Genomic DNA, 14,673 nt, shown 5'->3' with positions numbered 1-14,673 from the left:
TAATTATAACCAGCTACTTAAGTCCACAAAAAAGGTTAAATTCTCCAGAAGAATTATCCTTAAGCTGTACTGAATTTAAACTGCGTAGGGGAAATTTTAGTACAAATGCTCGAACTTCCTCTCCCTGCTCCCAACTCCCTTGCAGTCTTAACGAGTAATTTAGACAGTCAACAGCTTACCTCAGTGGGTTGGTGGCAAACATTCAGGTTTGTGACAGCCGATCGAACCAAGCGATCACAGCGAGGGAACTGCTGATGCGACTGCCACTTTTGACATCACCAATGCCTAGGGAATGTTGCCGCAGGACTTCAATTAATCGGGTTTTATCGAAGATGCCCAAGTCTTCGATCGCCGATTCCTCTACCATTGTTTCTAACTGGGTTAAGCGTCGAGATAATCCTTGCCAATAGACTGCGTTAAAGTTCGCTTTAAAACGTCTTGTGCGAATTGCTTCCGGGAGAATTCCTTGCAGGGCCGATTGGAGTAGCGGTTTAACCATCCCCGGTACTTCTCGGAATTGCCTAGGTAGTCCCAGACAGTAGCAAATGACCCGGGGATCGAGGAAGGGTTGACTAATCCTCATCCCAGCAGGATTAGCAAGATACCAATTTGCCCAATTGCCGATCGCGGTTTGCAGTCCTAAACGGTTAAAGGATAGTTCGACGGGATAGCGGTAGATTTGACCCAGAGTTGCCAGTGTTTTCGGATACACTTGGTATTCTTGGGCAAAATCGGCTTTTATCCAGGGTGGAATCGCAAATTCTGACAGTTTCGGCCAGGTTCCGTAACCTCGTCGCCAGAAAGTAGCAATACCTGGTTTGAGGAAGGCAGGTGACAGGGGAAAAATCGCTAATTCCGCCAAAATTGACCAGAGACTTTCATTTTTGGTCTTTGCCCACCAACGGGCAAGCTGTAGGGTTTCTTGCCATTGTCCTTGATGTAATAGATCCGCAAGATGGTAGCGATTGCTTTCCAAGACTAATTCTGCCCCACCACCACTGAGAATGGTGTTTACTCCCAATTCGGCCGCTCGATCGACTAGGATTTTTTCCATGGCTAGATGAAATAAACCGGGATAGGGTTCATCGTGGGGGGGAATGCGATCGGAGAACCAATCGAAATCTAAAAGCTGATCACCATCGAGAAAATACGGCTCGATCGCTGCTTTTTGCTGGAGAATAAGGTTAATATAGTCGGTTTCTTTGACTAAACTGGGCATTTGATAGACCAGAGACAGGGTAAGAAGCTTTCTCTCCCCGATCGAGTCCCTGGCCAAACAGACGATCGAGGAACTGTCCATTCCCCCCGATAGGTGCGATGCCACTTTTCCCTCCCGGCAGCGTTCCCTAATCGAGTGCTGGAAAATCTGGCGAAACTGCTGGGCTGCCGCTGCTAGGGTGAGATCACTAATCGGTGCAATTTTTTCTTCCCAGTTCCAAGTCCAGTGTTTTTGTACTAAATTAGGCGGGTAAAATTCCCCGCAGCTGCCGGGGGATAGACGCTGGATTCCCTCAAAAGCGGTCTCTTCCCTGGGCAGTTCCACGAAAGCGAAGGGAAACATGAGAAAAGAAGCGAGAAAGTCTCGGTTAATCTTTGCCTTTTTTTGTCTGGCTAGGTGTTGTAAATCGCTGCTAATTCTAATGGTATGCTTGTCAAAAGTCCAGTATAAGGGATAACTGCCGATCGGGTCGCGCAGGGCGATCAAAGAGGATTTTTGACGATCAAAAATAACGAGGGCAAATTCTCCTTCTAAATCTTGCAGTCCTTTAATTCCTTTCTGTTGATAAATTGCCAGGGCGATCGAGGCTTCAGGATTAGTTTTTTCTCTAAAAGCTTCTGGGTAAATGGTTTTTAATTCATCTTGGTAATAGATTTTACCGATGAAGATAACTAGGTTTTTAGTTAGCTCATCTCTGGCATAGGTAATCAGATTACTGGTTAAATTAGAGATATTAAGCTCTGGGGTACTGGCTGGGGATAAACTAATTTCAAATGATCTGCTCATTTTTTTTTGACTAAGAATAGCTAATTACGGGAGTAAACTGTTCACAATGGGCTAGTTCATCTGTTAGGGTTAATTGCTGGCATTCTACCCAAGCGTGAATTTGGAAAGGATAATTATTAATACCAACCATCAAGGTAGCGGGACAACCATAAAAAGTACGCAGCAGATGATAGGCAACGAGGGCGCGTTCTTTACAAACTATCGGTAAAAATAGTTTTCCCGATGCAGTTTCTCGCAGCAAGCGATCGAGATTTTCGATAGTTTCTTTGTCGATCTCTTTCTGGTGAGACTTGTGCCATTTTTGCCAAATAGCGATGCTGCGACTCCATCCCAAAACTCGCAAGCTAATCCAACTGAGAGTTAATAAGATTTCGACGGTGTAGGCATTAGGATCGGGTTGAGGATTGAGTAATTTTCGCCCGATCAAACCGAGTTTTTTAAAAATTGCGATCAAGATAGTTGGCCAAAGATTCCCCTCAGTGAATTTGTTCGGGGGAGGAGATGTAACTAAGATTTTTTTCTCGATTAACGAATTTAACAATTCGCTTAAATCCCCGCAGATTTTTGCTTCTGGAACCTCGTAGAGTTGGCTAATCTCGGTGATAGTTTCCTGATAACTTTTTTCGAGGATTAGATCGACCATTCTAGAGCCGATCTCATCTAATCCATAAAACTGTCCCCGGCGAAAGTCAAGAATATTGATGACGTTCTCATGCTTAAATAGATACACATCTCGGTTTAGGTAATAACTTCCTTTGTTATGCTCGCTTGGGCGGAGTGGTGGTGTATAAGTTTCTCTAGTTTTCATCAGTTACTGCACCATCTATTGTTTAATTTTGTAAAAGCAAGAGCCAATTAGTTATGACTTTATTTTATACTGGACATTGTACGGGTCAGGCAGTCAGGGTTTATCTTTATCCTTTCGTGATTATATCATATTTTGTTGGTTCTGAATATTGTCAGAAGAGTAATATCTGTTGTTGAGTGTTTTTGTTTCTTGTCAGAGACAGGAAGGGGGTAAGTGATGGTTAACAAAAAATTGGAAGATACTCCTCAAATGCCATTAGATGAACGCGAGCAACATCGGAAACGTCAAGAACTGATTACCCCCTTTAGACCATCGCAAAGGTGGAGACTGTTTCTATGGCAAATCTGGAGATGGACTGGGTTTGGAGAAAAAAAACTTTGGGATTTGTTGCAACTTGTAATTATTCCCCTTGTTTTGTGGGGTTTAAGCTCTTGGTTCAATCAACAAGCAACCATTAGAGAACAAACGGCGGCAAAGGAAGCCGACCAACAAAAGGCACTTGCCAGCTATATAGAAAATCTTCCCGATCTCCTGCAAAAGAAGGATATCGACATGAAGTTGCGTCAAAGCCTAGTACAAGCAAAAACCAATGTCACATTAGGCTTACTAAAAGGAGATCCTCACCGTCAAGGGGTTTTATTCGGTTTCCTGAGAGAATCAAGCTTACTAGGAACTCCTAGCGACACAGGAAGCCCAAGAACTATAAACCCGATCTTACAAGGAATCAGATTAAACGAGATGGATCTCCAGTCCGCTCCGTTACACGATGCAAACTTAACCAGAGCCGATTTGTCTAAGTCCAATCTCGCTTTCGCCAGCTTAAATAGAACCAATCTTTCTAGTGCTAATTTGAGTCGTAGCCGGCTCACTCGAGCAAATTTGGTAAACGCCAATCTAAGAGGAGCTTGGCTAATAGAGGCAGATTTAAGAGGTGCTGATTTAAGGGGTGCTAATTTAATCAACGTCAAGCTCGATCGTTCTATAATTAACCAGGAAACCAAGTTCGAAGATGCTTTCTACAAGGGGGAAGAAGATATAAAGTCATATAAGGTCTGTATTACAGATAATCAGGAGGATAGTATTGACCATGATAAGGTCTGTACTGGAAATAATCTCGTTTCTTTGAAGGAATTCTGGGAAAAACAAGGTGTGATTCTTGTACAACCTGAACTTACAAAAGAACAACTACCCACGCCTGAATTTTTCCGAAGTGTCGATCTGAGTGGAGTTAATTTGACACGTTCAAGACTTAGTGAGGTTGATTTTAGTGGTGCTAATCTTAGTGAAGCAAACTTTACAAATGCGACTCTAACAAAAGTTAAATTTGTCAAGGCTAACCTCATGGGGGCTGACCTCACGGGGGCTAACCTCACGGGGGCTAACCTCACGGGAGCTAACCTCACGGGAGCCAAAGGAATTGGAAATCAAGATGAAAAACTCAAGCAGGCCACTCTCTGCAACACAACCTTAGCCAATGGAAAAATGTATAAGTGTTTTGTCAAAAAACAGTAAGTATATCAATCACTACCTGACTTTATGGGTGGGTTATGGGTAGAAATGTAGTCATTTCAATTAAGATTGAGGATATGAATGCTGGATGGAATAAGGGTTTCATTAGTCCAGAGTGCATCGGACTTGCTTGAAGTGACTATACCTCTCTTTTGTCAAAGTGGGATAAGACCTTGATTTCTCGTTGGCTAAAACGGCGTAATACCAATTTTCAATAGTCGTGACTAACATCTGATACCAAATCCGTTGAGTGTAGGCTACATATCAGGACAGGCACTCATGCAAGAGGCAAGAGGCAAAAGGGGGAATAAATAATCAGTCTTTAACAACCAGATTTAGTATGAAAGCGCAATTCCGCTCTGAGAGAGGAATTGCGCTTTGGAATGATCAACTAAGTCTGTCATTAATTTTGAAAAATGATATAATCTCGTGGAAATTTCCTAAACTGACAAAAGAGAGACACCTGTAGACACCTCCAGAAATGACACTGAAACCCCGATATGTCAAAAGAGGATTCCCGATCCCAGAGGAGTCTAATGGCAAAGATTTGCCCCCTAACCATTCGCTCTGGCATTGTAAAAGAACACTCTATCCGGCCCGTCGAACCGATTGCCATAGTTATCCGCCTGAATCTGTTCTAAAGAACCGAGGGAGTAAATACTTGGTTGACGATAGGTGAGTTTTTGTGGTGTTTTCCCTTCTCGATCGAGGGACAGTTTTTTGTCATCTAAGTTGTGTGTGGACATAGCAACCCTCCAGATCTCTACAGTTCTATTGTACCTTTATCCCCAGTTCGAGTGCCGGGGACTGTAATAATGTGTATCATTCGTCAGAGAAGACTTAACCGTTGTTTGTTTTAAATGCAACCCTTATCCTACAGTCTCTATCGCTCGCTGGGACGTAGTATCAGTATGGTAATCCAAGCCGCACCATCTGAGTTACGAATCCTGACTTTACTGACTTTAATTAGCGGAACTACCCCGGCAATTGTTTTATTTCTGAATAAGGTAATTATCGATCAAGTCTCCCTCCTCTTAACTAAATCTCATCTCGAAGTTCCGGGTGATCTTCTCTGGCACAACCCCATTTTAGTCGCCAGTGTGAGCGGATTAATTTTCCTTAGCTTGTTGACCGATGCCCTCACCACGATCACCAGTTTACTCTTTGCTTCTTTGCGCGATCGAGTGCGAGGATTTGTCGGGGGTAAAGTAATTGATAAAGTCGCTAATTTTCCCGATATTACTCTCTTTGATAATCCCGATTTATTGAACTTAATTAAGTTAACGGAAAAAGGGATCAATCGTTTAGAAGAATTATCCTTTATCCTGATTACCACTCTCAACGGTTTTTTTATCTTTGTTCCTGCCGTTTTACTATCTACTTCGATCGCTCGGTGGATTCCTCTAATTTTATTTACTTCTGCCGCTCCTTCCGTTTATTTTGATTTAAAATATCGCAAACAAAGCTGGCGCACTGAAGAAACCCAGGCGGGTATCGCTCGTCAGATGGATTTATATAAAAACGTTTTGACCGGTGAATTATACGCCAAAGAAATTCGACTATTTTCTTTACAAACACTTTTATTATCTCGCTGGCAAGAACTTTTAAGTAAATTACTCAAATCCATGGCAAAAGTCCGTCAAAGAGGAACCAGTGTGATTGTCTTCTGGTCAATTTTGAGCGGTGTTGGTACTGCCCTACCATATCTTTATATTGTTTTGGGAACTTTGCAAAAAAAATATACATTAGGAGACCTAGCACTCTACGCCGGTTTAATTTTGCAAGTACGTCAGAGTTTATTTTTGCTGATTAATAATGGTTCGGACTTTTACGACGTGGTTTTAGGGACAACTCCCATTTTTCAGTTATTAGATTTAAAATCCAATCTGCAGCAATTAACTCCTCCTTGGCAAGAACAAGAAAACTTAACGGGGATCGAGATGCAAAATTTATCCTTCTCCTATCCCGACAGTGAAGAATTAATCCTCGATGATCTTAACCTGACGATTCAACCTAGGGAAATTATCGCTTTAGTCGGGGAAAATGGGGCGGGAAAGACCACTTTAATCAATCTTCTCTGTCGATTTTACGATCCCTCAGCCGGGCAAATTCTCTGGAATGGAAAAGATTTACGGGCATTTGATTTAAAGGAATTACGCGCCAAAATCGCCGTAGTTATGCAAGATTATGCCCGATTTCCCGCTACAATTCGCGAGAATATTGGCTTTGGTTACTCACCCTTATTAAGAAACTATCCAGCGATACAAGCAGCCCTAAAAAGAGTGAAGATGATCGACCTTATTGAGGAAAATTTTCAAGGATTAGAAACACCCCTAGGTAGAGAATTAGAAGGAGGAATAGAATTATCGGGGGGACAATGGCAAAGAATAGCGATCGCTAGGGCTTTATTACGATTACCAACGGCAGAATTACTCATTTTTGACGAACCGACTGCCTCCCTTGATGCTAATGCAGAATACGAAATCTATCAAATGTTTCGCACTCTAGCCACCGATAAAATGACCATAGTAATTAGTCATCGATTAGCTCTTTGTAAACTGGCAGATCGCATTGTTGTTCTCGAAAAGGGTAAAATTAGCGAAGTAGGAACCCACACAGAACTGATGAGCAAACGAGGACAATATCACCTTATGTTTACTCGTCAAGCTAATAGTTATCAATAACCTGAGTTGCCGATTTTGCCGACTAAAAAACCCCGGTGTGCAGGGGAGGTTAAATTGTGGGAGAAATCCAATGATGAGGATTTTTGTCTGGTTTCCCTCTCTCGCTCTGGAGTGAGAGAATAGTCATACTTAGTTTTTTTGTCCCGATCGAGGGTACTTTCTGAGATAGATCATTGTGATCTAGGGATAAAAAACCGTAATTTTGCCCGATATAACCTTTTATTTGCCCCTATGACTGTCAAAATCGCTCTTAACCCCAATCAGATTCAAAATCTCGATCTCTCATCCTTAGAGAATATTATTCAAGATTATCAGTCCCGATCAGCGATCGCCAAACTGGAACAAGCTCTACAATTAGAGATAGATTATCCTCGTGCTGAGGGTGATATGCGGGAATTATCGGAGATACCGGAAGTCAGGCTGTGGTTTTTGCGTTTAGATGCGGTTTATCCCTGGCTAATCTTTATTCTTGACCCAAAACAGGGAGAAATCGCCCGCTATGCTGCTATGTTGGTCCCGCATCAATTCCATCGCGGGGAAGGAATTCAATATAACCCCGAAGCTTTAGAGATTTTTGTGATGCAAAAACTCTTTATTTTGTCTGATTGGCTGAAAAGTCAGCAAATTCCTGCTTTATCTCGCTTAAAATTTTTCGCTCAACAGTTTGGTTACGATATCGACGAGGAATTTCTCTCTCGTCTCTAAAAGCTTCCTGCGCTGACTAGATAAGGTATTTTTAATATATGGCAAGCTACTGTCTCGCCCAATTTAGCGCCACCAATACCCCTATCAGAGAATCATGGATACAAAATCCTTTAAACGCACCCTACAGCAGTCGGATAACTATAACCGCAAGGGATTCGGTCACAAAGAGGAAGTAATGGATGCGATGACCAATGAGTATCAAAGCGACCTGATCCAAAAAATTCGCGAAAATAATTATCGTTTACAACGGGGTGACGTGACGATCTATCTCGCTCAAGCTTTTGGTTTTTGTTGGGGGGTAGAACGCGCTGTTGCTATGGCCTACGAAACTCGTCAACATTTTCCCCAGGAACGTATCTGGATTACTAACGAAATTATTCACAATCCCTCGGTTAATCAGCGTCTGCGCTCCATGGCCGTGGGTTTTATTCCGGTCGAAAATGGCCAAAAAGACTTTACTGTGGTGGAATCGGGGGATGTGGTGATTTTACCTGCTTTTGGGGCCAGTGTCTCGGAAATGCAAATACTTAACGATAAGGGTTGCATGATTGTGGATACAACTTGTCCCTGGGTTTCTAAGGTGTGGAATTCCGTGGAAAAACACAAAAAAAGCGACCACACTTCGATTATTCACGGGAAATATAATCACGAAGAAACGATCGCCACTAGCTCTTTTGCTGGCACTTATCTAATCGTTTTAAATTTGGCTCAAGCTAATTATGTCGCTAATTATATTCTCCACGGTGGCGATAAAAACGAGTTTTTAGAGAAGTTTAAAAATGCTCATTCCCAGGGTTTCGATCCCGATCGCGATCTAGATTATATTGGTATTGCCAATCAAACCACGATGCTGAAAAGTGAAACGGAGGCAATTGGCAAACTCTTCGAGCATACTATGTTGAGAAAGTACGGACCGATCGATTTTAAAGATCATTTCATGAGTTTTAATACCATCTGTGATGCCACTCAAGAGCGTCAAGATGCCATGTTTGAACTGGTGAAAGAACCGCTTTCTTTAATGGTGGTAATTGGCGGTTATAATTCCTCTAATACCACTCACCTACAGGAAATAGCGATCGAGCGTGCCATTCCCTCCTATCATATCGATAGTGCCGAGCGCATTCTCCCCGGTAATCGCATCGAACATAAACCTTTAGGTGGCGATTTAATCATCACCGATAACTGGTTAAATGAGGGAAAAATTATCGTCGGAGTGACTTCTGGTGCTTCCACTCCCGATAAGGTGGTAGAAGAGGTAATCGAGAAAATTTTTGCGCTCAAATCTTCTTTAGTCCCCAGTTAATTAGCCTAGGTGTGTTAGCTTTTGGCAATGGCTGCATCTCATATCGCAAATAGGAGATGCAGCCGATATTTTTCTCAGTGGGATTGCTCAGAAACTAACGACCGCAATCTTGACATTGACGTTAGAACCGTTCGACTCTTCTCGTTTCTGTCTGGAAGGAAGAGCCAATATTTTCCTAAAAACGGCGGGTTTTATCGATTCCGTAGAGGATTCCCGTCACCACGGAGGACAGAATTAATAACAAAATTAATCCCCCGGGTAAAAAAGATAATATTCCCATGCCGCGCAATATATAAACTAACACGGTCACTAATAGGAAACCGAGAAAAAGAGACTTTAAATAGCTAGAATTTGAGCGCATTTACTTAGATTAACACTTCCTCTTGAGTTAAGTTTAACTTTTCGGCAATCATTGCCAGGATTTTTTCTTCCCTTTTTCCGTTACTGATAGATTCCATTGACATACTCCCACCGTCAAGCTACGCTGTGACGGGGGATTCTTTCCACATTGCTGTTAGAAATTCCTTGTTCAACGAGACAACTTAGATTCTCAATGTCTCCACTGAAAATCCAGAGGCCGGACTCTCCCAAGGCGTTTGGGTCGGTTTCTGTTTGCCCAACAGTACCGTTGAGATGATTTCCCAAATATTGTAACCCTTTTTTAAGAATATTTATTGCTGCATTATGATCCCTATCTAAGACTGTTTGACAATTAGGGCATTGATGAGTTCTAGTGCTTAATGATTTCTGAACTCTCGTACCGCAAACTGAACAATCTTGGCTAGTAAAATGGGGAGGAACAGCAACACAGACAATCCGATAAATCTTGGCAAAATAATTCAACCATTCGGTGAATTGATACCAAGAAGCATCAGAAATAGACTTGGCAAGCTTACGGTTTTTGACTAAGTTTCTTACCTTTAAAGCTTCATAAACTACCAGATCATTAGACTGGACTAACGCCAAAGCGTCTTTAATTGCTTTGTCTTTACGTTGTCTTGATACTTTAAGATGAAGCCTAGCTACTTTTATCCGTTGCTTGTGATAGTTTTTAGACTGTTTGTTTCCTTGACAAAATCGTTTTGATAATCTCCTTTGTGCTTTTTTCAGTCGTTTTTCTGACTTTCTTAAATAACGTGGATTCTCTACAGTATTACCTTGGGCATTGGTATAAAATTCCTTTAACCCTAAGTCAATTCCTGTTATTTGTCCCGTCGGTTTATGGTATTCTTGCCGTTCTACGTCAATCAGAAACTGGCAATAATAACCGTCAGCACGTCTAACAACTCTTACCCGTTTAATCTGTTGCTCTGAATAATAAACTAACGTCTTTTGACTACACCATAAATCAAATTCTCCTGCTTTAAAGCCATCAGTAAATCTAATTTTACGTCGATCATCAGATAGTTTGTATCCTGTTAGTTTATATTCAACCGAACGGCTATGCTTTTTGAACCGAGGAAACCCCTTTTTTCCCGGTATCTTGGCATGACAATTCTGGTAAAACCGATTAATTGATTGCCAGGCTCTATCAGCAGCCGATTGACGAGCTTGAGAGTTTAATTTATTAACCCAAGGTGTCTCTTTATTGTTAGCTAGTACCGCACAAAGCTTTTGGAGATCATTGCGGGTTGTTCCTTTATTTTCTATCCAATGACGAACACAAGAGTTACGCACAAACTGAGAAGTTCTAATAGCTTCATCGAGCCGGTGATATTGCTCTGGTGTTCCGTTTTTTAGCTTTGCTTCTACGACTAGCATCTAACAATTCTCGACCATTGGATAGTTTAATTATAACACAGTTTACCCATAGATGGTAGTATTAAATCGATGCTCCGTTGCTGACCTTTCGACTTCGCTCAGGGTCATTGATATTCTGGTCTGATTTTATCCACCGCAAAGGTGAGTATCTTGTCGAAAAATTTAGCGGGGGCATTCATCCGACATTTTAGGTAACAATAGACCAGAGAATAAGCATAACATACCCCAGAGATAATAGGGATAATTATGGTGGTGTTCTAGCAGTGCTGACAAGGTATCTAAGGGACTTTTGGCAATAATTTTCTGAGTTTGATGTATATTCACAAAACTCTCAAATCGGGTTTTAAAATCACTAGCTGACTGCACATCCCGAAAATTCTCGATGTAGAGATGGTTATTTCTTCCGACCAATAAAACCGTGTTATTAACAGTTTTTTCCTGCTCAACACTGATAAAAACTTCCTGATAGACAGCCGTAGCTTTAATGTGAGTTAAAGAAAAATTTTCCCGACTAGAAACAGGAAAATTATACTCTTGGACATATTGACAATCTATTCTTTTTGTGCCTAACCTCATGCAGTTGAGATAAGCGCGCTGGAAAGAAACCAAATATGCTAAAAACAGCAAAGGAAACCCAGCCAGAAAAAACGCCAGAAAAGGACGATATTTAGGAGCTTTATTCTCTAATAAGAGTGTAGTCAGCGTTTTTTGCTTAACTCGCATGGGAAACCCTAGAGGTACTTTGTTCTAATTGTACTACAGATTTTTTCGGCATCCTTCTCAGGATCGATTTATTTAATCTGCTGACGGGGAAAATTGTAATGATTATTCACGAAAATCTGACATCAGTCTCTAGACTGGCTCTACCTTGGCCTTTTTTGTCTGGGTTTGGCACGGTAAAACCCTGTTTATCGAGTTTTTGTCAAGCTTTGGCGTTTTTTGTTTATTGTTTTTATTTAAAGTAAATATATACATAAAACTGTTTTTATAAGTTTTTATGACTTTAAAAAACTTTATAAGCTTTAAAAGATTATTTATCTAATTTTTAAGCGTTCAATCTCACTCTAGCTATAGCAGATAAAAATTGAGCCTCTTTCCAAGGGGTGGGGAGATGGTCAATAATTGGGATCAAAGCACTGATAAACAAACTCACCATTCAAGCGCACATTTAGGAGAACTTCCATGCCTTTAACACTCGCAGTCTACGGAAAAGGTGGCATCGGTAAATCGACAACAAGCTGTAATATTTCGGCCGCTTTAGCCAAAAGAGGCAAAAAAGTCCTACAAATAGGCTGTGACCCCAAGCATGATAGCACCTTCACCCTGACAGGCTTTCTGATTCCCACAATCATCGATACCCTGCAAGAAAAAGATTTTCACTACGAAGACATCTGGCCCGAAGACGTTATCTATGACGGTTACGGTGGTGTCAAATGCGTGGAAGCGGGGGGGCCTCCGGCCGGTGCCGGTTGTGGCGGTTACGTCGTCGGGGAAACGGTGAAATTATTAAAAGAATTGAACGCTTTTGATGAATTTGACGTGATTTTGTTCGATGTTTTGGGGGATGTGGTTTGTGGAGGATTTGCCGCACCCTTAAATTACGCCGATTACTGCATAATTGTCACAGATAACGGCTTTGATGCTCTTTTTGCCGCCAATCGCATCGCCGCTTCCGTCCGCGAAAAAGCGCGCACCCATCCCCTGCGACTAGCCGGATTAATTGGTAATCGCACCTCAAAACGCGATTTAATTAATAAATATGTAGATCATGTTCCCATGCCAGTGTTAGAAGTTTTACCCTTAATTGAAGATATTCGCGTCTCCAGAGTTAAAGGTCAAACTCTCTTTGAAATGGCCGACAAAGACCCGATGTTAAGTTACGTTTGTGACTATTATCTCAATATTGCCGATCAGATTTTAGCCAAACCAGAAGGGGTTATTCCCAAAGAATCTGCCGACCGGGAGTTATTCACTTTATTATCAGATTTCTATCTTAATGCCGATAAACCCAAAGTTAACGCCGAGGCGGAATTAGATCTAATGATGGTTTAGATTATTTTGTCGGGTGGGTTAGGGACAGCGTAACCCACCAAAACCCACCAATAAACTCTTTTTCTGGGTGGGTTACGGCGAATAATTAACTTATTAGTTAATAGCCTAACTTATCGTCGCCTAACCCACCCTACCCACGGGCCCACCACCCAACTCGATGCAGCTTTAGAACTTAAGTTATCAGTATGTATGTATTTCTTTTGTCAGCTTAATTCCGATGGGGACAAACTGGTAGAAGTCTGAGGATTGAATTTTGATCCGTCAGAAGAAGAAACTAGAAATTTTTAATCCATCAGAAGATAGTAAACTACAAAAGATTAGAGAACAGATAAAACGAGAAAACCTAAATAAACCAAGTTAAAGGAGAACCAAAAAACATGACCGCCACTCAAGAACCGAGCGCTTTACAATTTGATTGTGAAACTGGCAACTATCACACCTTTTGTCCGATTAGCTGTGTTGCTTGGTTATACCAAAAAATCGAAGATAGTTTCTTCCTTGTTATCGGCACAAAAACCTGTGGTTACTTCCTGCAAAATGCTATGGGGGTGATGATTTTCGCCGAACCGCGTTATGCTATGGCTGAATTAGAAGAAGGGGATATTTCCGCTCAACTAAAAGACTACGAAGAACTAAAACGCCTCTGCTTACAAATTAAACGAGATAGAAACCCTAGCGTTATCGTTTTTATTGGTACTTGTACCACCGAAATCATCAAAATGGACTTAGAAGGATTAGCACCGAAACTAGAGTCAGAAATCGGTATTCCTATCGTGACAGCACGCGCTAATGGTTTAGATTATGCCTTTACCCAAGGAGAAGATACCGTCCTCGCTTCCATGGTGCATAAATGTCCCGAAAAAGTTAAGCACGAAGATGAAAAAGAAGAACGGAATGCCATCCAGAAACTCTTAACTTTTGGACGTAAAAAAGAAGATATTAAACAGGAAGAATCGGAATATAAAGACCATCATCCTTTAGTTTTATTTGGTTCCGTTCCCGACCCAATTGTGACTAATTTAACCCTAGAATTGAAAAAACAAGGAGTTAAAATAGATGGTTGGTTGCCGGCCAAACGCTTTACTGAATTACCAGTAATTGAAGAAGGTTATTATGTCGCTGGTGTCAATCCTTTTCTATCACGAACTGCCACCACTTTAATGCGTCGTCGTAAGTGTAAATTAATTGGCGCACCCTTTCCCATCGGTCCGGATGGAACCCGCGCTTGGATAGAAAAAATCTGTTCGGTTTTGGGAGTACAACCGCAGGGATTAGAAGAAAGAGAGGCAAAAATTTGGGAAAGTTTAGAGGATTATCTGCAACTTGTGCGCGGTAAATCGGTCTTCTTTATGGGGGATAATTTACTAGAAATTTCTCTGGCGCGTTTCCTAATTCGTTGCGGGATGACTTGCGATGAAATCGGTATTCCCTACATGGATAAACGCTACCAAGCGGCCGAATTAGCATTACTAGAAAAAACCTGTAATGATATGGGTGTTCCCATCCCGAAAATTATCGAAAAACCTGATAACTACAATCAGATTCAGCGCATTTACGAGTTAAAACCCGATTTAGTGATTACAGGAATGGCCCATGCAAATCCCTTAGAAGCGCGGGGAATTAACACTAAATGGTCGGTAGAATTTACTTTTGCTCAAATTCATGGTTTTACCAATGCGCGAGATATTTTAGAATTAGCTACTCGTCCCCTGCGTCGCAACAATAACCTCAAGGAATTGGGTTGGGACAAGTTAGTTAAAGAGTCAGCAAAAGTGTAATTTTGTTGTCAAAAGTGTACAGTCATCAGGTAAGGAATTGATTTTCCTTGCCTTTTTTCCAGTGATTG

At 41.4% G+C, this 14,673-nt stretch carries 11 protein-coding genes and 1 pseudogene; 6 read left to right on the top strand and 6 right to left on the bottom strand.

Annotation, left to right across the window (positions count from 1 at the left end):
* Positions 1 to 202 precede the first annotated feature (202 nt).
* Positions 203 to 2,005, bottom strand: coding sequence for an asparagine synthase-related protein (locus VL20_RS18985; protein WP_052277447.1), 1,803 nt, complete (start codon positions 2,003 to 2,005; stop codon positions 203 to 205).
* Between the two features lie 10 nt (positions 2,006 to 2,015).
* On the bottom strand, positions 2,016 to 2,813 hold the full coding sequence (locus VL20_RS18980) for a lasso peptide biosynthesis B2 protein (RefSeq protein ID WP_128575259.1): 798 nt from the start codon (positions 2,811 to 2,813) through the stop codon (positions 2,016 to 2,018).
* A gap of 216 nt (positions 2,814 to 3,029) precedes the next feature.
* Here VL20_RS18980 and VL20_RS18975 point away from each other — a divergent pair, with 216 nt between their 5' ends.
* The gene (locus tag VL20_RS18975) at positions 3,030 to 4,325 is read left to right on the top strand and encodes a pentapeptide repeat-containing protein (RefSeq protein ID WP_052277445.1); all 1,296 of its coding nucleotides are present in this window, start codon (positions 3,030 to 3,032) and stop codon (positions 4,323 to 4,325) included.
* 551 nt (positions 4,326 to 4,876) lie between these two features.
* Here the strand turns inward: VL20_RS18975 and VL20_RS18970 are convergent.
* Positions 4,877 to 5,068, bottom strand: coding sequence for a hypothetical protein (locus tag VL20_RS18970; protein WP_052277444.1), 192 nt, complete (start codon positions 5,066 to 5,068; stop codon positions 4,877 to 4,879).
* Positions 5,069 to 5,182: 114 nt separating this feature from the next.
* Here VL20_RS18970 and VL20_RS18965 point away from each other — a divergent pair, with 114 nt between their 5' ends.
* The 3 genes from VL20_RS18965 (at position 5,183) to VL20_RS18955 (ending at position 9,014) form a co-directional block, all read left to right on the top strand.
* Complete coding sequence (locus VL20_RS18965) at positions 5,183 to 7,006, top strand: ABC transporter ATP-binding protein (protein ID WP_052277443.1); 1,824 nt, start codon at positions 5,183 to 5,185, stop codon at positions 7,004 to 7,006.
* Positions 7,007 to 7,237: 231 nt separating this feature from the next.
* Positions 7,238 to 7,711 (top strand): CRR6 family NdhI maturation factor, encoded by a 474-nt coding sequence (locus VL20_RS18960; protein ID WP_052277442.1) that lies wholly within the window; start codon positions 7,238 to 7,240, stop codon positions 7,709 to 7,711.
* A gap of 94 nt (positions 7,712 to 7,805) precedes the next feature.
* On the top strand, positions 7,806 to 9,014 hold the full coding sequence (locus VL20_RS18955) for a 4-hydroxy-3-methylbut-2-enyl diphosphate reductase (protein ID WP_052277441.1): 1,209 nt from the start codon (positions 7,806 to 7,808) through the stop codon (positions 9,012 to 9,014).
* 175 nt (positions 9,015 to 9,189) lie between these two features.
* Here VL20_RS18955 and VL20_RS18950 read toward each other — a convergent pair whose 3' ends face one another.
* From VL20_RS18950 to VL20_RS18940, 3 genes and pseudogenes are all read right to left on the bottom strand, one after another.
* A complete protein-coding gene (locus VL20_RS18950; protein ID WP_052277440.1) occupies positions 9,190 to 9,375 on the bottom strand; it encodes a hypothetical protein in 186 nt (61 codons plus the stop codon).
* A 113-nt stretch (positions 9,376 to 9,488) separates the two neighbouring features.
* Positions 9,489 to 10,775, bottom strand: a complete 1,287-nt coding sequence (locus tag VL20_RS18945) for an RNA-guided endonuclease InsQ/TnpB family protein (protein WP_052277439.1) — start codon at positions 10,773 to 10,775, stop codon at positions 9,489 to 9,491.
* Positions 10,776 to 10,967: 192 nt separating this feature from the next.
* Positions 10,968 to 11,498 (bottom strand): annotated as a pseudogene (locus tag VL20_RS18940) (hypothetical protein); the annotation flags it as partial.
* A gap of 459 nt (positions 11,499 to 11,957) precedes the next feature.
* Here VL20_RS18940 and bchL point away from each other — a divergent pair.
* A complete protein-coding gene (bchL, locus tag VL20_RS18935) occupies positions 11,958 to 12,827 on the top strand; it encodes a ferredoxin:protochlorophyllide reductase (ATP-dependent) iron-sulfur ATP-binding protein (protein WP_002773281.1) in 870 nt (289 codons plus the stop codon).
* A gap of 377 nt (positions 12,828 to 13,204) precedes the next feature.
* Complete coding sequence (locus VL20_RS18930; protein ID WP_052277437.1) at positions 13,205 to 14,605, top strand: ferredoxin:protochlorophyllide reductase (ATP-dependent) subunit N; 1,401 nt, start codon at positions 13,205 to 13,207, stop codon at positions 14,603 to 14,605.
* Positions 14,606 to 14,673: the final 68 nt, after the last annotated feature.

Origin of the sequence: Microcystis panniformis FACHB-1757 (assembly GCF_001264245.1) — a bacterium.
Taxonomy (GTDB): Bacteria; Cyanobacteriota; Cyanobacteriia; order Cyanobacteriales; family Microcystaceae; genus Microcystis; species Microcystis panniformis.
This window is presented reverse-complemented; position numbering and strand designations above follow the sequence as displayed.

Coding starts and splice junctions, on each gene's coding strand:
- VL20_RS18985 (WP_052277447.1), bottom strand. CDS start 2,005: ATGAGCAGATCATTTGAAATTAGTTTATCCCCAGCCAGTACCCCAGAG.
- VL20_RS18980 (WP_128575259.1), bottom strand. CDS start 2,813: ATGAAAACTAGAGAAACTTATACACCACCACTCCGCCCAAGCGAGCAT.
- VL20_RS18975 (WP_052277445.1), top strand. CDS start 3,030: ATGGTTAACAAAAAATTGGAAGATACTCCTCAAATGCCATTAGATGAA.
- VL20_RS18970 (WP_052277444.1), bottom strand. CDS start 5,068: ATGTCCACACACAACTTAGATGACAAAAAACTGTCCCTCGATCGAGAA.
- VL20_RS18965 (WP_052277443.1), top strand. CDS start 5,183: ATGCAACCCTTATCCTACAGTCTCTATCGCTCGCTGGGACGTAGTATC.
- VL20_RS18960 (WP_052277442.1), top strand. CDS start 7,238: ATGACTGTCAAAATCGCTCTTAACCCCAATCAGATTCAAAATCTCGAT.
- VL20_RS18955 (WP_052277441.1), top strand. CDS start 7,806: ATGGATACAAAATCCTTTAAACGCACCCTACAGCAGTCGGATAACTAT.
- VL20_RS18950 (WP_052277440.1), bottom strand. CDS start 9,375: ATGCGCTCAAATTCTAGCTATTTAAAGTCTCTTTTTCTCGGTTTCCTA.
- VL20_RS18945 (WP_052277439.1), bottom strand. CDS start 10,775: ATGCTAGTCGTAGAAGCAAAGCTAAAAAACGGAACACCAGAGCAATAT.
- bchL (WP_002773281.1), top strand. CDS start 11,958: ATGCCTTTAACACTCGCAGTCTACGGAAAAGGTGGCATCGGTAAATCG.
- VL20_RS18930 (WP_052277437.1), top strand. CDS start 13,205: ATGACCGCCACTCAAGAACCGAGCGCTTTACAATTTGATTGTGAAACT.